The 25761-nt window shown below is 46.6% G+C and carries 24 protein-coding genes and 1 rRNA gene; 7 read left to right on the top strand and 18 right to left on the bottom strand.

Translation table 11 applies throughout. From position 1 onward, the window contains the following. From HZB61_07605 to HZB61_07550, 12 genes are all read right to left on the bottom strand, one after another. A partial coding sequence (locus HZB61_07605) for a choice-of-anchor D domain-containing protein (protein MBI5056463.1) occupies window positions 1-1944 on the bottom strand: 1944 nt, incomplete at its 3' end. Then, the gene (locus HZB61_07600) at window positions 1922-2866 is read right to left on the bottom strand and encodes a hypothetical protein (protein ID MBI5056462.1); all 945 of its coding nucleotides are present in this window, start codon (window positions 2864-2866) and stop codon (window positions 1922-1924) included. The genes HZB61_07600 and HZB61_07605, both read right to left, overlap by 23 nt. A gap of 350 nt (window positions 2867-3216) precedes the next feature. Continuing rightward, on the bottom strand, window positions 3217-3627 hold the full coding sequence (locus HZB61_07595) for a PIN domain-containing protein (protein MBI5056461.1): 411 nt from the start codon (window positions 3625-3627) through the stop codon (window positions 3217-3219). Continuing rightward, the gene (locus HZB61_07590; GenBank protein ID MBI5056460.1) at window positions 3624-3887 is read right to left on the bottom strand and encodes a CopG family transcriptional regulator; all 264 of its coding nucleotides are present in this window, start codon (window positions 3885-3887) and stop codon (window positions 3624-3626) included. The genes HZB61_07595 and HZB61_07590 overlap by 4 nt, the downstream gene beginning before the upstream one ends. A gap of 68 nt (window positions 3888-3955) precedes the next feature. Continuing rightward, entirely contained in the window at window positions 3956-5869 is a 1914-nt protein-coding gene (locus HZB61_07585) for a DUF4445 domain-containing protein (GenBank protein ID MBI5056459.1), read from the bottom strand. A 75-nt stretch (window positions 5870-5944) separates the two neighbouring features. Further along, window positions 5945-6919 carry a porphobilinogen synthase gene (gene hemB / locus HZB61_07580; protein MBI5056458.1) on the bottom strand — a complete coding sequence of 325 codons (975 nt, stop codon included), beginning with the start codon at window positions 6917-6919 and terminating at the stop codon, window positions 5945-5947. 147 nt (window positions 6920-7066) lie between these two features. After that, window positions 7067-8455 (bottom strand): tRNA uridine-5-carboxymethylaminomethyl(34) synthesis GTPase MnmE, encoded by a 1389-nt coding sequence (mnmE, locus tag HZB61_07575; protein ID MBI5056457.1) that lies wholly within the window; start codon window positions 8453-8455, stop codon window positions 7067-7069. A gap of 78 nt (window positions 8456-8533) precedes the next feature. Then, window positions 8534-10063, bottom strand: a complete 1530-nt coding sequence (yidC, locus tag HZB61_07570) for a membrane protein insertase YidC (GenBank protein MBI5056456.1) — start codon at window positions 10061-10063, stop codon at window positions 8534-8536. A gap of 36 nt (window positions 10064-10099) precedes the next feature. Then, window positions 10100-10318: a membrane protein insertion efficiency factor YidD gene (gene yidD, locus HZB61_07565; GenBank protein ID MBI5056455.1), complete on the bottom strand. Its 219-nt coding sequence runs from the start codon at window positions 10316-10318 to the stop codon at window positions 10100-10102. Next, on the bottom strand, window positions 10319-10456 hold the full coding sequence (gene rpmH, locus HZB61_07560; GenBank protein ID MBI5056454.1) for a 50S ribosomal protein L34: 138 nt from the start codon (window positions 10454-10456) through the stop codon (window positions 10319-10321). 191 nt (window positions 10457-10647) lie between these two features. Next, a complete protein-coding gene (locus tag HZB61_07555; GenBank protein ID MBI5056453.1) occupies window positions 10648-11832 on the bottom strand; it encodes an NAD(P)/FAD-dependent oxidoreductase in 1185 nt (394 codons plus the stop codon). A 145-nt stretch (window positions 11833-11977) separates the two neighbouring features. Then, window positions 11978-13288 carry a nucleoside transporter gene (locus HZB61_07550; protein ID MBI5056452.1) on the bottom strand — a complete coding sequence of 437 codons (1311 nt, stop codon included), beginning with the start codon at window positions 13286-13288 and terminating at the stop codon, window positions 11978-11980. A gap of 186 nt (window positions 13289-13474) precedes the next feature. Here HZB61_07550 and HZB61_07545 point away from each other — a divergent pair, with 186 nt between their 5' ends. The 6 genes from HZB61_07545 (at window position 13475) to vanZ (ending at window position 18822) form a co-directional block, all read left to right on the top strand. After that, the gene (locus HZB61_07545) at window positions 13475-14647 is read left to right on the top strand and encodes a deoxyhypusine synthase (protein MBI5056451.1); all 1173 of its coding nucleotides are present in this window, start codon (window positions 13475-13477) and stop codon (window positions 14645-14647) included. 489 nt (window positions 14648-15136) lie between these two features. Continuing rightward, window positions 15137-15451: a cupin domain-containing protein gene (locus HZB61_07540; GenBank protein MBI5056450.1), complete on the top strand. Its 315-nt coding sequence runs from the start codon at window positions 15137-15139 to the stop codon at window positions 15449-15451. Window positions 15452-15583: 132 nt separating this feature from the next. Then, window positions 15584-15769: a ferredoxin gene (locus HZB61_07535; protein MBI5056449.1), complete on the top strand. Its 186-nt coding sequence runs from the start codon at window positions 15584-15586 to the stop codon at window positions 15767-15769. Between the two features lie 159 nt (window positions 15770-15928). Next, window positions 15929-16393 carry a transcriptional repressor gene (locus HZB61_07530; protein ID MBI5056448.1) on the top strand — a complete coding sequence of 155 codons (465 nt, stop codon included), beginning with the start codon at window positions 15929-15931 and terminating at the stop codon, window positions 16391-16393. A gap of 43 nt (window positions 16394-16436) precedes the next feature. Further along, window positions 16437-18413 (top strand): ferrous iron transport protein B, encoded by a 1977-nt coding sequence (feoB, locus tag HZB61_07525; GenBank protein ID MBI5056447.1) that lies wholly within the window; start codon window positions 16437-16439, stop codon window positions 18411-18413. Between the two features lie 103 nt (window positions 18414-18516). Beyond that, complete coding sequence (vanZ, locus tag HZB61_07520) at window positions 18517-18822, top strand: VanZ family protein (GenBank protein MBI5056446.1); 306 nt, start codon at window positions 18517-18519, stop codon at window positions 18820-18822. A gap of 71 nt (window positions 18823-18893) precedes the next feature. On the opposite strand, the gene ftsY is transcribed toward vanZ, so the two are convergent. From ftsY to rrf, 4 genes are all read right to left on the bottom strand, one after another. Then, window positions 18894-19799 (bottom strand): signal recognition particle-docking protein FtsY, encoded by a 906-nt coding sequence (gene ftsY / locus HZB61_07515; protein MBI5056445.1) that lies wholly within the window; start codon window positions 19797-19799, stop codon window positions 18894-18896. Window positions 19800-19980: 181 nt separating this feature from the next. Further along, window positions 19981-20337, bottom strand: a complete 357-nt coding sequence (gene atpE / locus HZB61_07510; GenBank protein MBI5056444.1) for an ATP synthase F0 subunit C — start codon at window positions 20335-20337, stop codon at window positions 19981-19983. A 43-nt stretch (window positions 20338-20380) separates the two neighbouring features. Next, window positions 20381-21034, bottom strand: a complete 654-nt coding sequence (gene atpB / locus HZB61_07505) for a F0F1 ATP synthase subunit A (protein ID MBI5056443.1) — start codon at window positions 21032-21034, stop codon at window positions 20381-20383. 274 nt (window positions 21035-21308) lie between these two features. Continuing rightward, window positions 21309-21425 (bottom strand): 5S ribosomal RNA (rrf, locus tag HZB61_07500). A 276-nt stretch (window positions 21426-21701) separates the two neighbouring features. Between rrf and HZB61_07495 the strand changes: the two genes are divergently transcribed. Continuing rightward, complete coding sequence (locus HZB61_07495; protein MBI5056442.1) at window positions 21702-21860, top strand: hypothetical protein; 159 nt, start codon at window positions 21702-21704, stop codon at window positions 21858-21860. 73 nt (window positions 21861-21933) lie between these two features. Here the strand turns inward: HZB61_07495 and HZB61_07490 are convergent, their stop codons facing one another. Next, window positions 21934-22548 carry a class I SAM-dependent methyltransferase gene (locus HZB61_07490; protein ID MBI5056441.1) on the bottom strand — a complete coding sequence of 205 codons (615 nt, stop codon included), beginning with the start codon at window positions 22546-22548 and terminating at the stop codon, window positions 21934-21936. Between the two features lie 120 nt (window positions 22549-22668). Then, the gene (locus tag HZB61_07485) at window positions 22669-24960 is read right to left on the bottom strand and encodes a putative metal-binding motif-containing protein (protein MBI5056440.1); all 2292 of its coding nucleotides are present in this window, start codon (window positions 24958-24960) and stop codon (window positions 22669-22671) included. Window positions 24961-25761: the final 801 nt, after the last annotated feature.

The raw sequence follows: 25761 nt of genomic DNA, 5'->3' as shown, positions 1-25761 counted from the left end.
TGCCGCGTATCCGCAATCATATCCGCCATTCAGTGTTACTGATTTATTAAGGTTGAGGTTGAAGCTCTCTGTAAACGCCGCAGCCTGAACTTGAATCGTATCCCCGTCTCCAGCCGCGTCGTAAGCCGCCTGAAGCGTGGTAAAATACACAGGACTTGTACCTGGAATTCTTGCAGGAAGCCCTCCGGGATATATGTTGGCATCGTTATCGTTACAGTCAGTGTTGTTTAAAATGTAACCTTCGGGCTGGGTGCACTGCTGCAATGAAACTGATGGATTGCCGTATCCGTCCAGGTCAAAGTCAGGATGCCAGGATGTAGCGGGATTTAGAACAAGGTTTGTGTCATCACAATCGAGAGAAATGTCGATCAACTCGGATGCGGCTTTATAGCTAACAGGCCTTGTACACGAGGTTGTATTAGTAGTGCCTTCCGAATATCCGTCATCGTCAGAATCCAGATACCATGTCTGATTTGGGTGTTCCAGAGGATTATAGTCATTGCAGTCAACGGATGAATCATAGCCGTCACCGTCCCAATCCATCGGCGGAAAGGCAATATCATCTATCCATGCCGTGTCGCCTCCGCTTGGTCCACAGCCACTTTTAGAAAATTCCCACCTGAAGGTGTGCTGTCCGGCACTCACGGCAAAACCTGCATTCGTCCAGTCCATCTCACCGCCCCAACTGCCTTGCTGAGTCCCGTCTATCTTGAATATCAGGGGATAACAATATATATATGAAGATACTTTGTACCAGAACACTATATTACCTGGGGATTTGATATTGAGAGACACTTCAAGAAAACTTGATTGACCATTTAGTAAAAGAGGCGCCTTGGCAGCATAATTGCCGTTGTGCTTTACGTTACTCTGCAACGTCCAGACTCCGTTTCCGCCTGTACCCCATGGAATTTTATTTAAATTACCTGTCTCAAAGCCCTCATCTACTATTACCCCGCTGCCGTTTAAAATTATTATCATCGGGTTTTTAATGGGGTCATTGGATGGTATGTCGAGGGTGTCGCTGAAATTGCTTTCAATTGCCGGTGCAAATCTCATTATGACCGTGCAGCTCGTTGAAGGTGCAAGGGTCTGCCCTGAACAATTGTCCGTTATGATACTGAAAGGCGCGCCAACCGGGTCCACCTGAGCTATGTTCCCTATGATCAGGTCCCCCGTTCCATCATTTCGTACCGTAACTGTCTGGTCTGAAGATGTCCCCGCAACTACATTGCCGAAGTTTACCGGAGCAGTTAAGACGGTCATGTCCGGATAAGCTATTATTCCTGTACCGCTTATACTTACCGTCGCAGGGTTATTAACAGTATCATTTGACGGAATATCAAAGGTGTCGATGAAGTTCCCAAATGAGTCAGGCGAAAATCTCACTGTAAGAGTGCAGCTTCCAGACGGCATAAGCGTCTGCCCTGAACAATTGTCCGTTACAATACTGAAAGGCGCCGCGACAAGGTCTGCCTGCGCTATGCTGCCTATAATTAGTTCTGCTGTTCCGGCATTCTGCACCGTTATTGTCTTATCGGAAAATGTCCCCGCAATTAGAGTGCCAAAGTTGTTTGATGCCGGTGAAACGAATATGCCGGGACCTGTAACAGGCACATTTGTCGCATATTTAAGGGCAGATTCAGTGCGATAATAGTAACTGATATGCACCTTGTTGTTTGAATCTATGGCGATAGAGGTATAATATCCTACATTTCCGGTTGAGTCTATTGTGTAAGTAACCCATGAGCCTGAGGCATTAGTAGCATATTTCAAATCATAGTTTGTGTAATCAAAATAACTGATATGCACCTTGATGTTTGAATCTACTGTGATGGAGGTGTACTGACCTACATCTCCGGTTGAGTCTATTGTGGAAGTAACCCATGAACCTGAGGCATTTGTCGTGTACTTAAGTGAGTCAGTTGAACCTCCTATTGACATGATATGCATATTTGTTGTTTGAGTCTATGGCAATGGAGTTATCTCTAATTCCTGAATCAATCGTAGATATAACCCATGAGCCGGATGCATTTGTCGCATACCTGGTTGTCCGGTCGGTGTCACAATAATAACTGATATGCACCTTGTTGTTGGAATCTAGTGCTATTGAGGTGTTACCAGCAAGAAGCTTGTCCGAATATGTACTATCAATCGTAGATATAACCCATGAGCCGGACGCATTTGTCGCATACTTTATAGTATTGTCGGCTTCACAATAATAGCTGATATGGACCTTGTTGTTTGAATCTACTGCAATGGAGGTATAAGCATGGTAATACTGAGTTGATGTTACCGTAGATATAGTCCAGGAGCCTGACGCATTGGTTGCATACTTGATGGCACGGTTAGTAGCGTAGTCATAATAGCTGATATGCACCTTGTTGTTTGAATCTATTGCTATGGAGGTATATTCCCCTGCACTCCCTGCTGAATCTATTGTAGATGTGGTCCATGACCCCGAGGCATTTGTCGCGTATTTGAGCTTTATTATTGGAGAAGAATTATTGTAGTAACTGATATGCACCTTGTTGTTTGAATCTACGGCTATGGATGCATATTGTCCTACACCGGGAGAATTATCAATTGTTTCATGATGCCATTGGGTCCCATCATTGTATGCGTGATAAAGGTGCTTAGAGCCATAACTGATATGGACATAATTTGTAGATTTGTCAATTGCTATCGATCTCTGATAACCGTTGACTAAAGATTTTCCTTCTTCTATCAGCCGGGTGGCCCATTCGGCTGAAGCTACCGTAGGCAAAGCCGTAAGCAAGGTAAGAAGCAGAAACAAAAATCCCACGAATTGACGAATTTTCGGCAATACTGCGGAAAGAAGATTTCTGAAAGATCTTTGCGGCATGACACCCCCCCCTGTTCATGGCATTAAAGGTTGAATGCGTCATCATCATTTACGGCTTATATGTAAAAAAGAAACTATTTTTCTGGAGCAGGAAATGCTTAGACGTTTATATGTCTAAAACAGATATTCAGGAAAGTAAATAAAAATCGTTAAAAGCCTTATGTCAGGGGAGAAACAGGCTTTCCAAGGCAAAACCAATGGGGATCGAGGCTATTTTAAAAAATAGCCCCTATTTTTTCATCAACTTCTTCACGCCCGGAAAGGCGTCAATATTCGTATGCGGAATGAACAGTCCAGAGACGTATTCATTCATAAAGGAATGGGAGACAGAAAGCTCAAGAGAAGTTCTGCTACGGCAGTTTCCTGAAATTGCCGTATTGTTCAAAATGCCTGTCAAAGGCAAAAGCCTCTTTTAACTTTTTTGCCTTCATAGCTGCAAAACTTACACAATCAGTAAAGCTGAAATCTTTATCATTGTAATGTTTGAAAATCCTGAATGCCTCATCTTCTATCGCAGGATTAACATGAACAACTTCAATGACATTGCTTCTGTAAAGATTTTCCCTGAAGGAAACCGCTGTATTATGCGATACTTTTGCCCGTAAATAATTAATTGTTTCACATACAACAAAGTTTGTAGTAAGAAATTTACTGCCTGTAGTTTTTATTTCTTCCTTAAAGAAATATTTAGCGGTTGAGTGGTACTCATCGTCAGCATCCGTAAGGGCAATAAAAGCGCCTGTGTCTATGAAAATCTTCATCGTCTTTTTCTGACAGGATAAAGATACTCGTCATGTTTTACAGAGCCGTCTTTAATGCCTGACCTTGCACTGCCTACAACATTTTCAAATGGGTCTTTCACCTGCCTTTGCATCTCCGGCTGCTTTTGAACGGAGAGATAGTTCTCAATAGCTTCACGCACAAGCTGGTTTACGCTCTTTCTCTCCTCAATTGCCCTGTATTTAAGTTCCTTCAGGGTCTCATCGGGCAGCCTTATATTAGTTGCAACAAGGGTGGACATAATGCAACTCCTTTGTTAATTCATATAATGATATCATAGTATCATGGTATACAATTGTCAATGGCCCGCTACTTCCCCATCATCTTCTTCACACCCGGAAACGCATCGATATTCGTATGAGGGATGAACAGTCCTGAGACGTATTCGTTCATGAAGGAGTGGGAGACTGAGAGTTCAAGGTAGGTCATCTTCTTTGCGATCTCTTCCGCTTCCGAGCGAAGCTTCCTGGAGAGCAGGCAGAGATACGCTCCGGTTACAGAGGTGTTGCCCATGTATTCAAATTTCTCTTTGGGCAATTCGGGAAGCATGCCAAGCATGATCGCCTTTTCTATGTCGAGGAATTTTCCGAAGCCGCCTGCTATGTAAACTTTCTGTATATCGTTGAATGTGAAGCCCACTTCCATGAGAAGCGTGGAAAAGCCGGCGTATATCGCGGCCTTGGCGCGGACAATATTTTCGATATCGGATTCCGCAAGGACGATGTCCCTGCCCTTTTGTAGTGACGCCGTTGATGGCGTCTCTACATCCTCTGAATAGACCACGAACTCAAGCCCGTTCTCTCCGGCCCGCACCCTGGTTGAAACATCCTTCTGGAGTTTTCCCTTCTGGTCGATTATCCCGGTGAGGAACATCTCCGCTATCGCGTCAATCATCCCTGAGCCGCATATGCCTGTCGGTTTTGTGTCCGCGTCGCCTATGACTTTTATCTCAACTTCAAAAGTTTCACGATTAATTTTTACATCCTCAATTGCCCCTTCGGTCGCGCGCATTCCGCATTTAATTCCGCTTCCTTCAAAGCACGGGCCTGCCGAACACGCGGCAGCCACGAGCCATTCGGAATTGCCGATGACTATCTCGCCGTTCGTTCCGATGTCAATGAAGATGCTCAACTCCTCTTTTTTATAAAGCTGTGTCGCGAGCACACCTGCCACGATGTCGCCTCCGACATAACTTGCAACGCACGGGAACGCGTACACGGGGATATTGGGATTTACCTTGATACCGATCTCTCCTGCAAAGGCAAGAGGGAAGTCGTTTGCCGTCGGGATATATGGCTCCTCCCGGATCGCGCCGGGGTCAAGCCCTAAAAAAAGTTGGGTCATTGTTGTATTGCCTGCGACAACAACGCAGTCTATGGTCTCGACATCAATATGATGGTTCTTTCTGATTATGGAAAGCAAAGTGTTAATGTCGGAAATGACGGTGTCATTCAATTCTTTTAATTTACCCTGTTCAGTGGCGTGGACTATTCTTGTAATGACATCATCTCCAAAGCGTATCTGCGAATTGTATGTGGAGGCGATGTCAATAAGCTCACCGTTTGTCAGGTCAATGAGAAACACAACAACGGTTGTTGTGCCGATGTCTATCGCAACGCCGTGCTGAGGGATTTTCTTGTCGCCTGATGTAATGCGGATGATTTCATCGCAGTCATCTGTATGAATGGTGCTGAGTGTTATCTCCCAATCCTTCTTCCGCACAGTCTTTGCAAGGTCCGGCATGAACCTGAAAGGGACCCTGAGACACGCCATGCCTTTTGAAAAAAGCTCCCGCCTCAATCTCTCAAGATCACTGATATTGTCATCGAGTGTCGGCGGAGGCAGTTGAAGGACGGTACGTTCGGTAAGGGGATTGATCCCGGCGCCTGTTGAGCTTAAGAGCACCTGCAGGTCTTTTGATTTCCCCGTGACAACCTTGCCCTCAACAACCAGCATAGATTCTTTAGGAATCTCAATGAGAACATCTTCAGACGGGAAGGTCCTGCACGCAAGGACATAACCTTTATCGACCTCATCCTGGGTGAGTTTTATTTTTGATTTGGATTCGGCCCTGCCGGATTTAACGATCACCTTGCATTTCCCGCAGGTGCCCTTCCCCCCGCAGGAGGATGTGAGGTAAAGGCCTGACTGTTTCAGCGCTTCCAGTATTGATGTGTCAGTGGAGCACGTTATTTTTTTACCGGAGGTGAGAGAAAGTTGCATGGATTTATTAATCCTTTTTGTTTTTAACCCGCATTCATAAACATGTAGGGGCGGGTTTTAAACCTGCCCCTACAATTATTTATTCAATTCCTTTGCCGCGTCCACTGCGTGATACGTGAGGATCAGATCTGCGCCAGCGCGCTTCATTGAGGTCAGGATCTCCATCACGACCCGCATCTCATCGATCCATCCCATCTTTGCGGCGGCCTTCACCATCGAGTATTCCCCGCTGACGTTGTAAGCCGCGACAGGCACGTCGAACGTATCTTTTACGTCTGAGATTATGTCCATATACGACAAAGCCGGTTTGACCATCACGATATCAGCGCCTTCTTCGATATCAAGCTCGACTTCTTTAATCGCCTCTCTGCGGTTTGCCGGGTCCATCTGATATGAACGCCTGTCCCCGAATGAGGGAGTTGATTCAGCCGCTTCTCTGAACGGAGAATAAAACGCAGAGGCGTATTTCGCGGCGTAACTGATTATCGGGATGTCCTCAAAACCCTCAGCGTCAAGGGTGTCTCTTATTGCCATGATCCTGCCGTCCATCATGTCTGACGGGGCAACGATGTCCGCGCCTGCCTTCACATGTGACAGGGCCTCTTTCGCAAGGAGTTCAAGTGTCGGGTCATTCAATATCTGCCCTTTCTTGATAATACCGCAGTGGCCGTGGCTCATGTATTCGCACATGCACACATCCGTGATGACAACGAGGCCTGGGACTTTGTCTTTGATGGCTTTGATGGCTTGCTGGACAACGCCTTTCGGATTATATGCCTCAGTGCCTTTTTCATCCTTGTGTTCGGGGATGCCGAAGAGTATGATGGCCGGAATGCCGAGCTTGTAGACATGCTGAGCTTCTTTTACGATCTCGTCCACGGACAACTGGAAACATCCGGGCATTGAGGAAATTTTCTTCCTGACACCTTTGCCGAACGTGACAAACAGCGGATATATAAAATCATTGGGCGTGAGAAGGGTCTCCCTCACCATGTTTCGCACTACTTTATTGATCCTGAGTCTTCGAGGCCTGTGAATTGGGAAAGGCATAATTTGCTCCTTTTTAAAGATTCTGAATTTTATAACTGATTAAGTATATCAAATTTCCTGTCCTTATTCGTAGTGGAGATTATATTTTAAAACCTCTCATTCATAAAATCCCGCCACTCGTTACCCGCCACTTATCACTGTTTGAAACTACTTCCCGATACAAAAATTGCTGAAGATCCTGTTGAGGATATCATCCGGTGTGGTAACTCCTATTATTTCCCCCACTGCATCGAGTGCGTCCCTTAATTCAACTGAGAGGAATTCAGGAGAGGTTTTTTGACCGGCAGCCGTGATGAAAGAATCAATTGATGCAAGCGCCTTTTTGAGCGCGTGTACGTGCCTGATATTGGTAACGACATCTGCGCTGCTTTCGGCATGACCGTGTAAAACAGTTTCCGCTATCTTGTTTTTCAATTCATCGAGACCGGTTTCTTTTTTGGCGGAGATGCGGACAAAAATTTTCTCATGGGCGGGTTTCAAACCCGCCCCTACATTCAAATCCATCTTCTGTGGAAGATCGTCCTTATTTATGACGAAGATAGTGTTTCCTGGGCCTGTCTTCCCGATCAACTCCATGTCTGTCTCATGCAATTTGCTGCTGCCGTCCAGGACAAGCAATACCAGGTCCGCGTCTTCCATTGCCCTGAGGCTCCGCTTTACCCCTTCCTTCTCCGCGATGTCTTTGACATCTCTTATACCGGCAGTATCCATAATCCTTATTGGAATGCCGTTGATGTTTAAATACTCTTCGATGACATCCCTTGTTGTCCCCGGAGCCTCGGTCACGATGGCCCTGTCGTGCTCAAGCAATGCGTTGAGCAAAGACGACTTGCCGACATTCGGCCTGCCGATGATCGCGGTCTTCAGGCCTTCGCGCAGGACCAGACCATATCGCGAGCTCTCAATGAGTTTTTGCAGGGACCGCTGAATATTCCGCGCCCTCTTTTTCATGTCTTTTAATGACGGTGATTCTATGTCTTCATCAGGAAAATCGATATGGGCCTCCACAAACGCGGTCAGCTCAATTAATTCTTCGCGTATAGCTTCAATCTTTTTTGAAAGGCCACCTTTGAGCTGCGCAACCGCCGTCTTTCTGCTTTGTTCTGTAAGCGAGTTGATTATATCAAGCACTGCCTCAGCCTGAGCGAGGTCGAGCCTTCCGTTTAAAAACGCCCTTTGCGTAAATTCTCCCGGCTCCGCAAGCCTTGCCCCTGCGCTGAGAACAAGTTCCAATATCCTGCGCAAAGGCACAGGCCCGCCGTGGCAGTTTACTTCAACGACATCTTCCTTCGTGTAAGTATTTGGCGCCTTCATCACCGAAACCAGCGCTTCATCCACAATCTCTTTGTCCGCCGGATTTATGATATGACCGTAGAGGAGCCAGTGCGACGGGGTTTGTTTTATCTTTTTCTTTTTGGGAGAGATGAAAATCCTGTCAACGATCTTTATCGCGTCTCTGCCGCTGAGCCTGATAATGCCGATGCCGCCCCGGCCCTGCGGGGTTGATATGGCTGCTATAGTGTCTGCCGTGTGCATGGTAATTTAATCTGTAGAGACGTCCAGCCGGGACGTCTTACTGCGTAGATTATTTATACTCTGTGCCTTGTGGTCAAACTACCCCTTCTTGTTAGCGTAATATTGCTGGGCTATTCCGAGGACATTGTTTACAAGCCAGTACAGGACAAGGCCGGATGGGAAACTTAAAAACATGAAGGTAAATATTACCGGCATGAACATCATCATCTTTGCCTGTGTGGGGTCCATGGCCGTGGGCGTCATCTTCTGCTGGATGACCATGGTTACGCCCATTGTGACCGGAAGAATGTAGTATGGGTCTTTTACAGCGAGGTCGGTTATCCAGAGCGCAAAGGGCGCGCCTCTGAGCTCGATGGCCTTATTGAGGACGTTATACAGAGCGATGAAAACCGGTATCTGAAGGAGCATGGGCAGACAGCCGCCGACAGGGTTGACCTTGTGTTTTTTGTACAGCGCCATGGTCTCCTGCTGCATTTTCTGGGGGTCTTTTTTATATTTTTCCTTTATCTCATTCATCATGGGCTGGATCGTTTGCATCTTCTTCATGGACTGCTGGCTTTTATTGAGGAGTGGAATGAAAGGTATTCTCACAACAATGGTTATTAAAATTATTGCCCAGCCGTAATTTCCAAGAAACGAATAGAAAAATTTCAACACCCAGAAGAGCGGCATCGCGACAACTGAAAACCAGCCGAAGTCAACAATGTATTCAAGTTTCCTGTTTAAGTTTTTTAGCCTGTCGTATTCCTTCGGTCCCGCATAAAGGATAAAATCCTGTTTGGGCTGTTTTACCTTAAATCCGATCTCAGGCGAAGCGCCTTCCTTCCAGACGGTTGCGCCTTCCGCCGGGGAAAGGGGAATCAAGGCGGCGGTAAAGTATTTATCTTCCTGGGCAATCCAGCGGATGTTGCCGGTAAAATCAGTTTTCTCCTTCAGCTTCTCGTCAAATTCTTTTCTGTCGGAATCGATAAGAATCACCGGGCCTTTATGCTCGCTCTGTTTTTTGTCGTAAACACCGAAGTCGGTCCCGAGAAGAAGAATGTATGGAGGGGTGTTAGCGGTTTCAATAGAAAGGTCTACCTTATAATCATCGTTAAAGAAAACGAACTTCTTCTTTATGGACATCTTGCCGTCGGTGTAAATAAAAACCAGTTCTCCTTGCTTATTCCCTTTGGACAGGGTGAGCTGCTTGGCCCCGGTTTCATAAATAAGCTTTAGCGGCAGGGTGCGGTTTGCATCTTCAAAAACAATTCCGGCAGGAGGGACAACGCCGCTGTCTTTTAAAAGCACAACAGGCATTTTATTATGGTCTTTATAATTTTTTAATTCCCATGATGTTATAACAGCCCCTTGGGTGGAAAAGACGGCTTTATAAAGGTCTGTCTCTACTGTAATATCGCTTGCCTCTGCTTCTTTTGCAACAGTGGGTTCAACGGACACTTGCGCGACAGGCTGTGTTACCACCGTTTGGGCCGCAGGACCTGTTTGCGGGGCGGATTGTTCAGCGGGTTTTGTCTTTTGAGGAGCCGGTTTTGTCTGAAAGAAATATGTCCAGCCCAACAAGATAACAAGCGACAGTACAACAGCTAACAGCGTTCTTTTTTCCATTTTATCTCTCTTTTAAATGAGCCATTTTAACGGGGGTTATTCCGGTTGTTCTACCGGGTCATACCCGCCCGGATGCAAAGGATGACATTTTGAAATCCGTTTTGTGAAAAGCCACAACCCCTTTGCCAGACCATGCTTTTCTATTGCGCCGATACAGTAACTGGAGCATGACGGATAAAATCTGCAGGAATGGGGCAGAAAAGGTGAAATACATTTTCTGTAAGCTTCAACAGCAGAAATTACTAAGGCTTTCATTTACGCGGACAGTTTCTTTCTGCCTTTGGCGCGCCTTCTTTTTAATACGTTACGGCCGCCTTTTGTACTCATCCTCTCCATAAACCCGTGAGTCCTTTTGCGCTTTTTGTTGTGAGGATGATAGGTTGTATAAGTCATGATAATCTCCTTTTCATAATAGCGGGGAACTTCAAGAAGAAAGGTCCCTGAGTTTTAAAAGACTATTTTACTTATACCTCTCCAAAAAAGCAATTGAAGTGGTTCTTTCTCTATCGCCTGTAACTGAGAAGGTCATAATATGGTGACACGGGATTGAAAGTCTGTTATTCCGGGTTTGACCCGGATTGATGCTAATGGAAGTCGGCGTTCATCTTCATCCATTTATATGATCTTAATCCATGTATTGCTTCCGCCGGTTTTGTGCCAAGCAGGTCCATAATTATTTTTAGAGGCGCGGGATGGAATTTGTTCATGCAAGTGAAAATAAAATCCCTGGTTTTCCGCGCGTAAACAAATTCAGGATAAATGTACCTCTGCAATGAGCCTATATACTGCCCGGCAATATGCGCCGCTTCATGTTCAACATCCTTTCCTTCGCTCAGGGCTTTCAAAATAGCCTGTGAGGCAAGTTCGGCGCTTCGCTGCGCGTAGAAAATCCCCTCGCCTAACAGCGGGTCTGCAAAGCCGGCGGCATCTCCGGCAAGAAGGGTGTTTCTGAAGGCCGGCTGCAGAAGAAATCCGCCGTACGGGAAGGCGCTTGCCTTAATTTCATCAGTTTGTAAATCCCTGATATCAAGCCCTGACAGGAAGTTATTGAATGCGGGCAGAAGCTGTTTTTTGTTTTTCCTGAAAGGCCCTCCCGCGCCGATGATCAGTTTATCTTTATTGGGAAATATCCATGAATATCCATGACTGACGAAATCAAAATAAAGGACGGGGTGATCGATCTGTTTTCTGACCTGCGAACGATCCACAAATATTTCAAAAGCGATTGCCATATTATCAAGCCAGTTTTGCTGATCAAAGTGCCCTTTCGGAAAGCTCCGCCTGACGATACTGTTGATCCCGTCCGCCCCGATAATAAGTTTTGCTTGTATTGTCCGTCCCGTCGAAGTAGTGGCGCTGCTGCCGGATATGTCTAAAGATGTACATCTCTCGCCTTCGAGGATCTCTGCGCCGGCCTGCCCTGCCTTTGTCAAAAGAAAGTGGTCGTAACGGTATCTGTCGACAAAATAAAAAGCGAGGGGCAGGTCTTTTTTCGTTACCTGTTTATTCTTAAAGTAGATCTCATATTGGTTGGACTCAAAACTAATTATGTCATTTTTCTTGAGGCCGCTGACCGTTTCGCCGAATACTCTTTTTAAGAGCCTGATAGTTTTTTCTGTTATACAGCCACCGCACAGTTTGGGTCTCGGGAATCTGCTCTTGTCGATTATCAATACCTTGAGCCCGGCATTGCTCAAAAGATATCCCGCTGTTGAGCCGGCAGGGCCTCCTCCGACAATGAGTACATCGTATTTTTTAGTTTCGGTCATATTTAATTTAGAGTATCTTTCTGCTTATGCCGAGTCGTCATTCCGACTTTGTTAGGAATCATTCTTTAAGAAAGATTCCCGACAAGCGGGAATGACAGACTTATACCGTTTCATTTCAAATTGAACAATCTTGCATCAAGCTGTATTACTTGCCCAGCAATATCGACCCGCCCGTAAAAAAAGTCCCCGCGACTGCGGCGGTCATCAGGCAGGCAAGGGTCGCAGCCAAAAGCGCCCTGAAGCCGACTGCCGAGATGTCCCTGCTTCTTTTTGGGACAAGCGCAGTCGTGCCGCCGACAAATATCGCAAGCGAGGCGAAATGCGCAAAACCATTCAGGGCATACGCAGCCAAAACCGCTGAGCGCGGGTCCTTAAGCGTACCAGAGGAAAGAAGCGCGGAAAGGTCCTGATATGATTTCACCTCGGTAAGGACCGCCCTTTCGCCTATAAGCTTTGATATCTCAAAGGCGTCTGAAGGCGGAACACCGATTGCTAATGTAAGGGGATAGAATGCGTAACCTAAAAGCCCTTTTAATGACCAGTCCAAATGGATGCCGAGGAGGCTGTTCAATCTTACTCCTGCGCCTCCGATAAGAGAATCAACGAGCGCCACGATCCCGAGGAATGCCAGAAGCAGCGCCATAATACCGATCACCATCTTGACCCCTTCGTTCGCATTATTTATGATCGCCTCCATCACGGAGGATTCCTTTTGATAGTGGGGCGTAAGCTCAAGTCCCAGCGTCTCAGGTCTTTCGGTCTCAGGCATAATGATTTTTGACATTACTATCGCGCCTATCGCGGAAAGGACCGACGCGGACACGAGATGCCCAGCTATCGTCGGAAAATTTTTCTGAAGCATAAAGACATAAAGCGCCAGTACGCTTGACGCGGTCGTTGACATACCTGCCGCAAGTATAGTGCAAAATTCCGACCGTGTCATATTGCCGAGATATGGGAGTACTGTCATATTTGCTTCAACACCGACAAAGATATTGCTTGAGACACTGAGTGACTCGGCGCCGCTTATCCTCATCAACCTTGTGAACGCCCTTGAAAATATTTTTATCAGCCACGGCATGACGCCAATGTAATAAAGCATCCCCATGAGGCTTGCAAAAAATATTATTGTCGGAAGCGCCTGAAACGCTAAAATAAAACCGAGCGATTCCTCACCCATTTCATTCTTTGTCCCAGGAGGAAGGGCCAGCCTGCCGAAGAGAAATCTTATTCCGGCTGTTGCGCTTTCAAGCACCCTCACCACAGCATCATTTATATAGAGAAATATTGTTGAGCCCGCCGGCACAATAAATATGAAGAGCGCCAAAATAAGTTGAAGGGCGGTCCCCCAGAACACGACCCGCCAGTTGATGACTTTTCTATTGGAAGAAAGTGACCATGCAAAAGCCATCAATATGAATATCCCGGCAAAGCTTACGAGGTTATACATAAATATCTACACTTCCTTACAATTAGTTGTTGAGATCGAAGTTTTGGGAACTGTCAAATGATATCCCAAATCCCCGCTATTTTCAAGGATTAAATGGGCAGCGGGGGTTGTAAATAAAAATGCCCGCTGATATAATTTTGAACCCCGCAAATTTAAGTATATTACAGCCAGATTTTGAAAGGAGTTAAGCCTATGAAGTGCGATAAAAAAAATAGATTAAATTTAAAACATCATGTGCCGCTCAAACCGAATCCGATACGTAAAGGAATGACTGTAGATGAGGTAATTGAGAGCTCCATGTTTTCTTTCAATGCAGGCACATTCAGAAAAGCCTGCGAGCTGTTTTCAAAACATATGGTCAAGAAAGACGTAAGGATTGGAGTATCGCTTGCCGGAGCGCTCGTACCTGCCGGTATAGGACGCAGTTGCTTGATCCCTCTGATCAAAGCAGGCTTTATTGACTGGATAGTTTCCACCGGCGCAAATTTGTATCACGATCTGCATCATGTGCTCGGATACAAATTCAGGGAAGGTCAAGCCGCTGTTGATGACGGGCAATTGCGCGAAAACGGGATCATCAGGATCTATGACATCTTTCTTGATTACGAAGCATTATTGGATACTGATTCTTTTGTCCGCAAGACACTTCTTCGCGAAAGGGCCAATTTTCCTGACCCGTGTTCAAGCGCTGACATACATGCTCTCTTGGGAAAAGAGATCATCAGGATAAATCCTAAACTCAAGGACGAGAGTTTGCTTGCTGTTGCTTATGAGGCAGGAGTGCCTATCCACACCTCGTCACCTGCGGACTCAAGCATCGGCATGAATGTTGCCGCGCTCATGCTTGAAGACGCCCCAATTCCGATGGACACACATAAAGATATAAATGAAGTGACCAGCTATGTTTATGATATCAAGAAGAAGGGCGGCAAAAGCGCAGTGCTTCTCCTTGGCGGAGGGAGTCCGAAAAATTTTGTGCTGCAAACTGAACCGCACATTCAGGAGGTCCTGGGGTTGCCCGAGGCTGGCCATGACTTTTTTATCCAATTCACTGACGCTCGACCGGACACGGGAGGCCTTAGCGGGGCAACTCCTTCAGAGGCGGTTTCATGGGGAAAGATAGATCCCACCGCGCTTTCTAAAACAATCGTCTCTTATGGGGATTGCAGCTTTATGCTTCCTTTCTTTGTTAGTTACGTGATGAATAAATCCAGATCCCGCTCAGGCTCCAGGTTATTTGAGAAGCGAAACAAGCTTATTCAACAATTGAAGCATGATTACAAAGAAATAGGTAGTTATAAGAAGCAGGCTGGTAACGGTTGCAAATCCGGCAGAGGCATCTGCTGTGAAACGAAGCTAAAATAAAAAAGAGTCATCATCAGGCTTGCTTCTCCAGGTTATTGGAATGTCGTGCAGTAGATGCTTCCCCCTGCCAAACTTCACAATTACCTGTTACGCCTTCAGATGGCTCTATTAAATTGAGGCGATGCCCCGGGTACGGTAAACCGTAGAGCTTTTTCTTTTATGAAAGCTTCGGTAGATGCTTTAGGCTTCCTTCTTTGCTTTGAAGTCTTGCTCACCACGTCTAACTCCCGCTTCCTTACCAATTTGAATGGTCCTCTGGTCTATATCCGCTCCAGGGTATCGCAAATTTATTTCTTATTTTCATTCTACCTCAAATTTAATACTTGTCAATCCCCTGTATAAGTTAGAGACAAAAATATATAACTTGATTTGATTCTTAATCCTTCTAGGGATCTCTCTATGATTTAAGTCATAGTGTTCATGATTCAATATACTTTAATATTTAATCATAAACAATAAGTCGGATAACCACTTAAACAGGAGACAATTATGGAGACACTCGACCTGAAAAAATTAACAAAGTTTTATCCTGATAAAATTGGCAGGGAAATGCTTTCTGACAAGCCGGAGATGAGAGTGGCCCTCATGTGTCTTGAACCGGGGCAGAAACTTGATCCGCACAAGGCGCCGATGAGGCTCATGATGTACGTCGTCGAAGGCAGAGGCACCTTCACTGTCGGAGAAGAAAAACTTGAAGCAGGCGAAAAAACATGTGTCCTGTGCGACCCGATGGTCCAGCATGGCTTCAATGCCGACAAAGGGGAAAGGCTCGTTGTAATGGCAGTGGTAACGCCTGTGGATTAGGCCTCGTATTCTTTTGAATTAATGTCTGCCAAGTTCTCTATTGGAATAAAATATGGTATTATAGTTTTGAAAACTCACAAGGAACCTGCCTGGTAGATCAGGCCCAATAAAAAATTATTTTTGGAGGTGCTCATGAAAAAACCTGAAGTTGACTATGATGCCTGCACTGGCTGCGGCACATGCGTTGAGATATGTCCGGAGGTCTTTGAGCTCGGTGACGATGGAAAGGCATTCGTCAAGGCCGAGGACAAATGCGACACCTGTGACTGCCAGGAAGCCGCTGACACATGCCCGTCAGAGGCGATAACCGTCAAGTAACTGTTCCTGAAAAAAGGAAATCGTCCATAAAATTTCCGCGCCCCGTCAGAGATGCACGTTGGATCTTCTGACGGGGTTTTTATTTTCGCCCCGCCAGCTAATTGAAAATGAATTTCATTTTCCTTGACAAGACCTGCCGTGTTCTGCTATTGTAACTCTATGTCAAAGTCGCCAAAGGACAGGCAAGTTTCCGAAAAAAAAGAACAGTTAAGGGCCTTCCTGAAAGAAAGGGGTTTCAAATCCACCAGGCAAAGGGACATAATCACCGGCCAGTTTTTAAGGTGCGGAGAGCACCTGACCGCGGAAGAACTTTATAAACAAATCAGCAGGGCCCACCGGGAAATCGGTTTCACGACCGTATACAGGACGTTAAAGCTCCTCTCAAAATCGGGCCTCGCAACGGAGAGGGTATTTGCGGACAACCTTACGAGATACGAGCCGCTTTCCTCGGAAGACCACCATGATCACCTCATATGTTTAAGATGCGGTTCGATTACGGAATTTGAAAACCCGAAGATGGAAAAGCTGCAGGAGCGGATTGCCGAAGAATTCGGGTTTAACACTGTGAGGCACAAAATGGAATTGTACGGATATTGCAAGATGTGCAGAAAAGCCGGGAAGTAAGACTCCTCCGCATATTGACGCCATCAATGGGAGATAAGAAATAATGCATAACCATTCGCACAAACAGACTGAAAAAAAGGGCGATTCACCGAAGCTTTTTCTTGTCGGCAACCCCAACGTTGGGAAAAGCGCCATCTTCGGACTGCTGACAGGCAAATATGTAGTTGTATCAAATTACCCCGGCACAACGGTTGAGGTGACAAGGGGTGAAGTAACAATCCACAGTGAAAGGTTCCTGGTTGTGGACACCCCCGGTGTCAACAGTCTTGTGCCGATGAGCGAAGATGAAAAAGTCACCAGAGACATCCTGCTTGTTGAGAAACCGGAGGCAGTCGTTCAGGTGATTGACGCCAAAAACATCAAGCGCGGGCTTTTTATAACCTTGCAGCTTGTCGAAATGGGCGTGCCTGTTGTCATTGATTTAAACATGAAAGACGAGGCCTCAGGCAGGGGGATAGAAATTGATGAAGCGGGCCTCCGTAAGATATTCGGGGTTGAGGTAGTGTCAACGATAGCAGTTCAAAAGAAAGGGATATCTTCCCTGAAGAAGGCTGTCGCGCATCCGCACATTTCCCGTTATAATTTCTCCTATGATCCCAACATTGAAGGCAGTATCGCAGAAATAATCCCGCTCCTGCCTGAGGCCAACATTTCAAGGCGTTCGATCGCGGTCATGATACTTTCTGGAGACAAGACATTGAAAAGCTGGCTCCTCACAAACCTGTCAGGGGAAACAATAAAGCTTATTGAAACCCTCCGTGACAAAGCGGAGGAGAAGTATTCCATCCCGCTCAGTTTAGTCATCAGCCAGCAAAGGCTGAAAGCAGTTGACGGCATTGCCGATGAGGTGATGACCAAAACAGAAGGAACGGACAAGGGGGTCCTAAAAGTCCTTGGCGACATTACGACGCATCCGTGGCTGGGTGTTCCGTTTCTTATGCTTGTCATTTACATCATGTATGAATTTGTCGGAAGGTTCGGGGCCAAAGTCCTTGTCGACTATCTTGAGAAAGTTGTGTTTGGTGAATATTTGAATCCCTGGGCGCAAAAGATAGTGGCGTCCTTCATCCCTGTACAATTTTTACAGGAGCTGCTGATCGGTCCTTACGGTATCATGACAATGGCTCTTACGTATGCAATAGCAATCATCCTGCCGATCACCGCCACCTTTTTTATCGCGTTTTCGATCATGGAAGATTCAGGCTATCTGCCGCGCCTCGCCGCTATGCTGAACAAGATCTTTCAGACAATGGGGCTTAACGGCAAGGCAGTCCTTCCAATGGTCCTCGGGCTTGGATGCGACACCATGGCGACCCTGACGACCAGGATACTGGACACAAAAAAGGAAAGGCTGATAGTCACCCTGCTCCTTGCCCTGGGCGTGCCCTGCTCGGCGCAGATCGGCGTCATCCTTGGGATGTTCGGCAAACAGCCGGTCTCTGCAATGCTGATATGGCTTTTCATTTTAATCGCCGTGATATTGTTCGTAGGATACATTGCCGCTAAAATCATACCCGGTCAGAGGACTGATTTCATACTTGAGCTGCCGCCTATAAGGATGCCGCAGATCTCCAATGTCCTGATTAAAACATTGAGCCGCATCGAATGGTATCTCAAAGAGGCTGTGCCGCTTTTTATCCTCGGCACGTTAATCCTGTTTGCTGCTGATAAATTAAAAGTCATTCCTTTTTTGCGGGATGCTGCGTCTCCTTTAATTGTAAACTTTCTGGGTCTGCCCCCTCAAGCAACGGAATCGTTCATCATGGGGTTCTTAAGGCGTGATTACGGGGCCGCGGGACTTTTTGCCCTTCAGGAGCAGGGGCTTCTGAACACGGAGCAGGTGGTGGTGAGCCTTGTGACAATTACCCTCTTCATTCCCTGTATCGCCAATTTTTTTATGATGGTGAAGGAAAGAGGGTTAAAAGCTGCCCTTTGGATTGCAGGCTTTGTATTCCCCTTTGCGATCCTCGTCGGCGGAGTGCTTCACAGATTACTGCTGTGGATGAAAATCTTCAATTGAGATAGAATATTCACATAATCGCGCCTAACCGGCAATGAGGAATATGGCAGAAAAAATAAACATAAAGCAGGCCGTTGTATTTTGGCTTATTACAATTGGGTATATGGGACTGATTTTCTATCTTTCGTCCCGGTCGTTTCACCTGCCTAAGCTCCCTACAAACTTTGACAAGATTGTCCACATCGGCATTTATCTCCCTTTGGCCTTCCTGTTTTATCTTTCACTCAATAGAAGCGGGATTAAAAGATATGTTTTTGCAGCAGCGGTCCTTCTGACATTACTATATGGCGTTTCGGATGAATTTCACCAGTCATTTGTCCCGGGCCGGGATTCAAGCTTTGGCGATGCATTAGCGGACTTTACAGGCGCGCTGCTGGGGAGCTTTGCTGCAAGTTTTCTGAAGACCTGACCCTGAAACGCTTATGTTTGTCTGCTAAGTTACACGTATCCTACCCCGAATGTTTTTTTACGCCTATTAAATTAATCAAACAGCGCGTCGACAAATTCGGCGGAATTGAAATCCTGCAGGTCTTCAACTGCCTCGCCCACGCCTATTAATTTGACGGGGATATTGAGTTCCTTATTTATCGCCAGGACAATGCCGCCTTTTGCGGTGCCGTCTAATTTTGTCAGCGCTATCCCTGTCACACCTATAGTCTCGTTGAATATCTTTGCCTGATTTATGGCATTCTGTCCTGACGTTGCGTCCACCACAAGCAGGACTTCGTGAGGAGCGGAAGGGAGTTCTTTGCTGATAACACGTTTTACCTTTTTAAGCTCTTCCATCAGGTTGCTTTTTGTATGGAGCCTTCCGGCGGTATCAATTATTACAACATCAATATTTTTGGCCCTGGCTGAGGCTATCGCGTCAAATGCGACTGCCGCGGGGTCTGCGCCGCTTCTGTGTTTGACGATCTGCGCCCCTGCCCTCTGCGCCCATATCTCAAGCTGCTCAATGGCTGCTGCGCGGAAGGTATCTCCAGCGGCAAGCGTTACGGAAAAGCCCTGATCGGTAAACCGCCGCGCGAGCTTGCCGATCGTTGTGGTCTTCCCGACGCCGTTAACTCCGATAGTAAGAATAACGTATGGTTTCTCGCCGGCGCACATTATGCTGGTGCCTGTTTTAAGCATGGCCCTGATCTCTTCTTTCAGCGCGCCCTTGAGACCGTTACTGTTAAAGGGCTTGCCCTGTTTCACCTTTTCCCGCAATGCCCCTGTGATCGAAGCCGCTGCCTGCGGGCCTACATCCGCCATGATCAATATCTCCTCAAGGTCTTCGAGAAGGCTTTCATCAACAGCCCTACCCCTGAAAAGCGCCTCGGTATTTTCTATAAGCGCCTTTCTCGTCTTTGCCAGTCCCTGCTTTAGTTTGTCAAAAAATCCCACGACCTTCTCCTTTACGAAACTTGGTTAACCACAGATAACACAGAGGTTCTGAAAACAGAATGAAGAAATTTTAACAGTTTTAGATAAAAAATTGTTGAGTCTGCATGGCAGGAAAAAACTAAAGGAAGGCAGGGAATCCCGCCTTCCTTTAGTGCTATTCAACTTTTTAACAAATTATTAATTAAAAGCCGAACGGTTTTGCAAAGAGGACAATCAGAACCACAACAAGCGCGTAGATACAGAGTGACTCGATCATGGCAAGACCGATGATGAGGGTTGTTGTGATCTTTCCGGAAGCTCCCGGATTTCTCGCAACCCCTTCTGCAGCCTTACTGAGACCAATTCCCTGACCAATACCGGTCCCGAATGCGGCAAGTCCGATTGCCAAACCTGAACCGAGGACGGCCCATCCGAAATAACCCATCTTTGCATCAGACGCCGCCGCACCTTCAGCAGCAGCTTCTGCCGCTAAAGCCATTGGGGCCATCATGCATATCAGGGTGAGAGATAATAGAATTGCTGTCAATATTCTTCTCATTTCTCCTCCTTTCCTTTAGTCTTTTTTATTGTGAGTAATTTATTTAATGTGCTTCTTCAACCGCACCGGCAAGATACAATGTCGTCAATAAAACAAAAACGAACGCCTGAATCACGGATACGAGCACGCCAAGTCCCAGTATCGCCGACGGCACAAAAGCCGGGGCAAGCAGTCCGAGGATCAAGATGATTTTATGTTTTGCTATCATGTTGCCGAATAACCTGACGGACAATGTCAAAGGCCTTGCAAGATGTCCGATCAGTTCGATAACGAACATGAGGATCATTAAAGGTAAAGCGGGAAGCGACCGTATCGGGCCGACAAAGTGTTTTATGTAGCTGAGCTTGTGCTCCTTTATCCCGTAATAATGGGTAGTGAAAAATACCGGCAGCGCAAGGGCTACCGTTGTATTTAAATTGCTGGTAGGCGCTTCACAACCGGGAACCAGTCCGATAAAATTGCATACAAGAATATAGATGCCGAGAGTCGCGATCAACGGAACAAAGGTCCTTCCCATATGTCCGATAGTCGTGTCTACGAGGTTAAGGAAGAATTCAAAGATGACTTCCATGAAATTCTGAACACCTGTAGGGATCATTTTTACAGACGTCCTTACCATGATCGCTACAACAAGAATAATTGCGGTCGCAACCCACGAGAAGGCCACGTAGGGCGGGATGCCCATTGCTATAATCATGTTTACAGGAAAAATTACTGGAGCTTCGTGCATGGATTTCCTTTTAAAAAATGATAATGAAAAAGTGAGAACAATAATAATCGAGCATCCAATCCCATGTCAAGCAACAAATTTATAAATTTAAATTTTTTATATAGCTCCACTTATTGTTTTAAAATAAATAGTGTCTTTCAACAAAGAAACACTTTCTTTCGATAAGGGAATTAGTGTGACGGGTCAATAAAACAAAAAAGAAGACCTGGTAAAACACCAGGTCTTCTTTTTTTATAATTTAATCCGGCAGCGACCTACTTTCCCAGGGCCTCTCAACCCAAGTATCATCGGCCTTGGAGGGCTTAACTTCCGTGTTCGGAATGGGAACGGGTGTAGCCCCTCCGGCAAAGCCACCGGAAAATTTTTACAAAGAACGAAAAAATAATAACATCAACAGACCACAAATTGCAAGACCCTTCAAAAACTTTTTTTATTTAAGAGCGAAGGGACGATGCATTGACAATGTTTCCGGCTATAGATTATAGTTAAATTCTGCGTACGTGCCGTTTTGCTGTCCTCGTCGTACAAAATCAAACAGAGGATACATTAGGGAATTTGTGCGCAATACGAATGCGTGCGGGAAACCTGTGAGATTTCCTGCGCGAGCGTATAAAGATGAAAGGAGGAATGTACAATGGCAGGAAAAGTAAAATCAAAGACCGACGTATCAGCAAGGTCAGATGCAAAAAATTCTGCAAAGCTCTGCAGTCTCTGCGGTAACAAGGTGGATGTTGTAATGTCCGTCTCGCCGACAGGCAAGAAGAGCATGAGACGTATTTGCTGTGGGAATTAATCATCCGGCTCCTGCGGCTGCAGGAAATGCAGGCCGCAGGAGCTTTGACCGCTCTTAATATCCGCTCCCCTTTTTATTTTGTCGTAATGTCCCTGTATACAAACATTGTAAAGTCGTAAGGTATTATGTCCTGCCTGAGCGAAACATGCGGGGAGAGGTTTTTAACTGCGAAATCAAGAATGTCTTCAGGGTGGATGTAGTGCAATTGAAAATCCTTTTTGGGATCATGTGCTGAAAGGCCGTTAAAGGCGAGGGCTGTCTTGCAATGCTGAAAGAGTTTTGAAAGCGTGTTCTTAATCGTCCCGTCCACCTCTTCAAATTTTAAATTGAAAACCCCGCAGAGAAATATAAAGTCAAACTCTTCGTCAAGTATGTCTTTATCAATGTCAAAGCCCCTGAAATTGGCCTCAGGATGCTTCTTGTTCGCTATGGCAACAAGTCTTTCATTAATATCAAGGCCGGTATAGCGGACCTGGATACCCCTGTCTTGCAAGAACTGATAGAAGTCGCCTTTGCCGCAGCCGAAATCGAGGACCTTGCTGTTATTAATGTTCCCTACATCACACATCGACTGATGACGTAAAAGCTGTCCTTTTGAAGACCAGCCCACGGCCTCGGGCCTGTCGCCATGCAGCATCAGGGTCTTGTTAAAAAAAGAGACGACATATTCTTTTGAGATCTCATTCATGGTTTACTAAGGTGAATTTATCAGAAATGAGGCCATATTACAATCAAGAAAAAAGGGGAGCCGTTACAGCTCCCCCTTTTGTTTGGCATTTGCAGGTGCTTAAACAAATGTCCTTCTTACTTAGTCATCGTGCTCGTCATCATCCGACTCGTCACACCTGTTGTCGTCTCTGATGCCGTTGCAGTTCTGATCAATATGGTCGCCGCAGATCTCAACGGCGCCTGGATACATTTTCGGGTTTCTGTCGTTACAGTCACCTGATATGGCTTTTAGTTCGGAAGCTGTTTTATACCCGCGCGGCCTTTTGCACTGGGTGATTGTTTTGCCGCTTGAGTACCTGTCATTGTCGGCATCCTGATACCAGGTCTGTCCCGGATGCTCTTTGGGATTGTTGTCATTGCAGTCGATCACTGTGCCGTTCAGGCATAAAGGCGAGCCGTTTGAACCGTAGCCGTCGCCATCCCTGTCTATACAAGCCGGCGCGGTATTTGTGCACTTGGGCTCTGCTGCATCGGTTAAGCCGTTGCAGTCGTTATCAAGTGTATCGCCGCATGTCATGCTTCCAACAGGCCCTTCTGTCTGCGGGGCCCCTGCGGTGCACGTGTCAACTGTTTTCCCGCCCTGGCAAATTAACTGGCCGGTGGACGCGCAAATCCCAATGCCGCAGGTTGTGCTTGCAGGCGCATAACCTTCATCGGCTGTGCCGCTGCAGTTCTCGTCAACTCCGTTACAGTTGTCGTCGGACGCGCCCGGATGAGCGGCGGCATTACTGTCGATACAATCACTATTGTTTGTTACATAACCGGCAGGCTGCGTGCAGCTCTGTGCAGGATCTGACGGGCTGCCGTAACCGTCGCCATCTGCATCCTGATAATAGGTGGTTTTCACACCTTCATCCACCTGGCCGTTGCAGTTGTCGTCCTGGCCGTTGCATATTTCTGCAGCTCCCGGGTTGATGTCTGCATAAACATCATTACAGTCAACTGCCGTGCCTTTGGGGCAGGTGGCTGCGCCGTTGGAACCATAACCGTCGCCGTCATTATCCATGCATGACGCAGGGGCCGCGCATTTAGGATCTGCGGCATCAGTTGATCCGCTGCAGTCGTTGTCCAGCGCGTCGCTGCATGTCGGGCTGCCCACAGGCCCCTCTGTCTGCGGGGTCCCAGCGGTACAAGTGTTGACTGTTTTACCGCCCTGGCAGATCATTTGACCTGTGGACGCGCAGACTCCTACGCCACAGGTTGTGTTTGCCGGCGCATAACCTTCATCGGCTGCACCGCTGCAGTTCTCGTCAATCCCGTTACAGGTTTTATCAACTGCGCCCGGATTAATTGCGGCGTTGCCGTCACTGCAGTCACCGGATATGGCCTTTAATTCAGATGCGGCTTTATAAGCGGAAGGCCTTGCGCATTGCACGATCATGTTGCCGCTTGAATATCCGTCATTGTCCGCATCCTGATACCAGGTCTGGTTCGGACGCTGTATCGGGTCGCTGTCATTGCAGTCGGTGTTATTTGCTACATAACCTGCAGGTGCGGTACATCCCTTTACTGATGTCGCGGCGCTGCCGTAACCGTCACCGTCACCGTCCCTGTAATAAGTTGTGGTCATTCCTTCGTCCATCTGGCCGTTACAGTTGTTGTCCGCGCTGTCGCATACTTCAGAAGCGCCGGGGTTGATTGCCGCGTTGTTGTCGTTGCAGTCAACTGCCGTGCCTTTGGGGCACGTAGCTGCGCCATTTGAACCGTACCCATCGCCGTCATTATCAATGCAGGCTGCCGCCGTCTGGCAATCCGTATCGCTGCCGTCATACATGCCGTCGCCGTCATTGTCCAGTCCATTGGCTGAACCCGCGAAGTTTTCCTCCCCGGACTGATTGCAACTATCAGAAGGCTTGTTGGGATGCGAAGTGTCCGGGGTAAAGTAGTATGGTGGGAGCACATTTTCACCTACAGGTTTATAATTTGCCGGATTGGAATCCCTGTGGCAGTCAAGACAACCCGTCTCACCGGCCCTGTAATGGTGCTGGCGCAAACCGGCGCCGCTCGTGCTGGCATTTGTATTGTCTTCATCACGTCCGTGGCATCCCAGACAGGAAACAGGCGCAAGTCCTTTTCCGCCTGCTGATGTGCCGATAAAAACCGGATACCTGCTGGAGCCTGAGTGGCAGGCCTCGCAGTTCGAGCTCAGCATGTTGTAGCGGTGTATGTCGTGAAGGTTTCCGCCCCATGACTGCCCGTCGGATTGAGAATTGTAAGGCGCAGTGCGGTAATCACCGTGACACTGCGCGCAGTTGGTATTCAGCGCGCCCTTTGATGCCGTGTATGTTTCGTAAGCTCCGGCGTTGGAAGCCCAGAGAAAAAGTGCTGCAAGTGCTGCGATACATAGTGAAACAATTGATGCTTTCTTCATTGACACTCTCCATTTGTGTAAATTATTTTTTATCGTTGCTCAAAGTCAATGACTTCCTTACAGCATTAATTTTTATTGTATTCATCACCCCCTTTAACGCACGCTCAAATTTAAAATAACGATACGATATCAATGAAATTCCATGCGTCATGTTTTGCTATTTGATAACTATATCCGCTGCGTCAGTTGAAAATATGTGACACTTATTACAATCAAAAAATTGATTGTAATTTTTTCATCAAAGCAGGCTTCTTATGCAAATACGATGCGAGATGAGTCTGCGGTTTTTTGCCTGGAGAATTATTAACGATATTGTTGTCTTGAGGAATTTATGCCTTTGCGGAAACTAAAACCATGTATGGTAAGTCATACAAACGAGCTTAAGCATTGCAGGTAATTCCGGTCAATGTCGGGAGTTTTTCTTGCGCTATTGGTCGGGAGATTGATTTGATTGCAAGAAGAAAGACAACAACGCATTACGTTGTTGTCCACGATCAAATTTCAGTATTCAAGCAACCTCATGTGAATGTGAAATTGAAGTTTAAGCACGAGCAAGAAGCTATACAAAAGAAAATACTGTAATATTGTCGACCTGTTTAAATCCTAAATCGTTCGTTGCGATATTTTTTGTTCCGGCGCATCTTGCTGTAGATATATGAAAAGGGAGTGTCCACGAAACTGTGTAAATTGATAAACTTATCAAAACACAGGAGGTGGATAATTGAAGGAAGAGAAAGCAGCAAAGACGGAAGAAGTAAAAGCTAAGATCAGACGCCTTGTGCAGCAGACAATGCAGGAAGC

It is taken from the genome of Nitrospirota bacterium (assembly GCA_016214845.1).
Classification (GTDB): domain Bacteria; phylum Nitrospirota; class Thermodesulfovibrionia; order UBA6902; family UBA6902; genus SURF-23.
The sequence above is the reverse complement of the archived record's forward strand: the minus strand, read 5'-3'. Positions and strand labels throughout refer to the sequence as shown.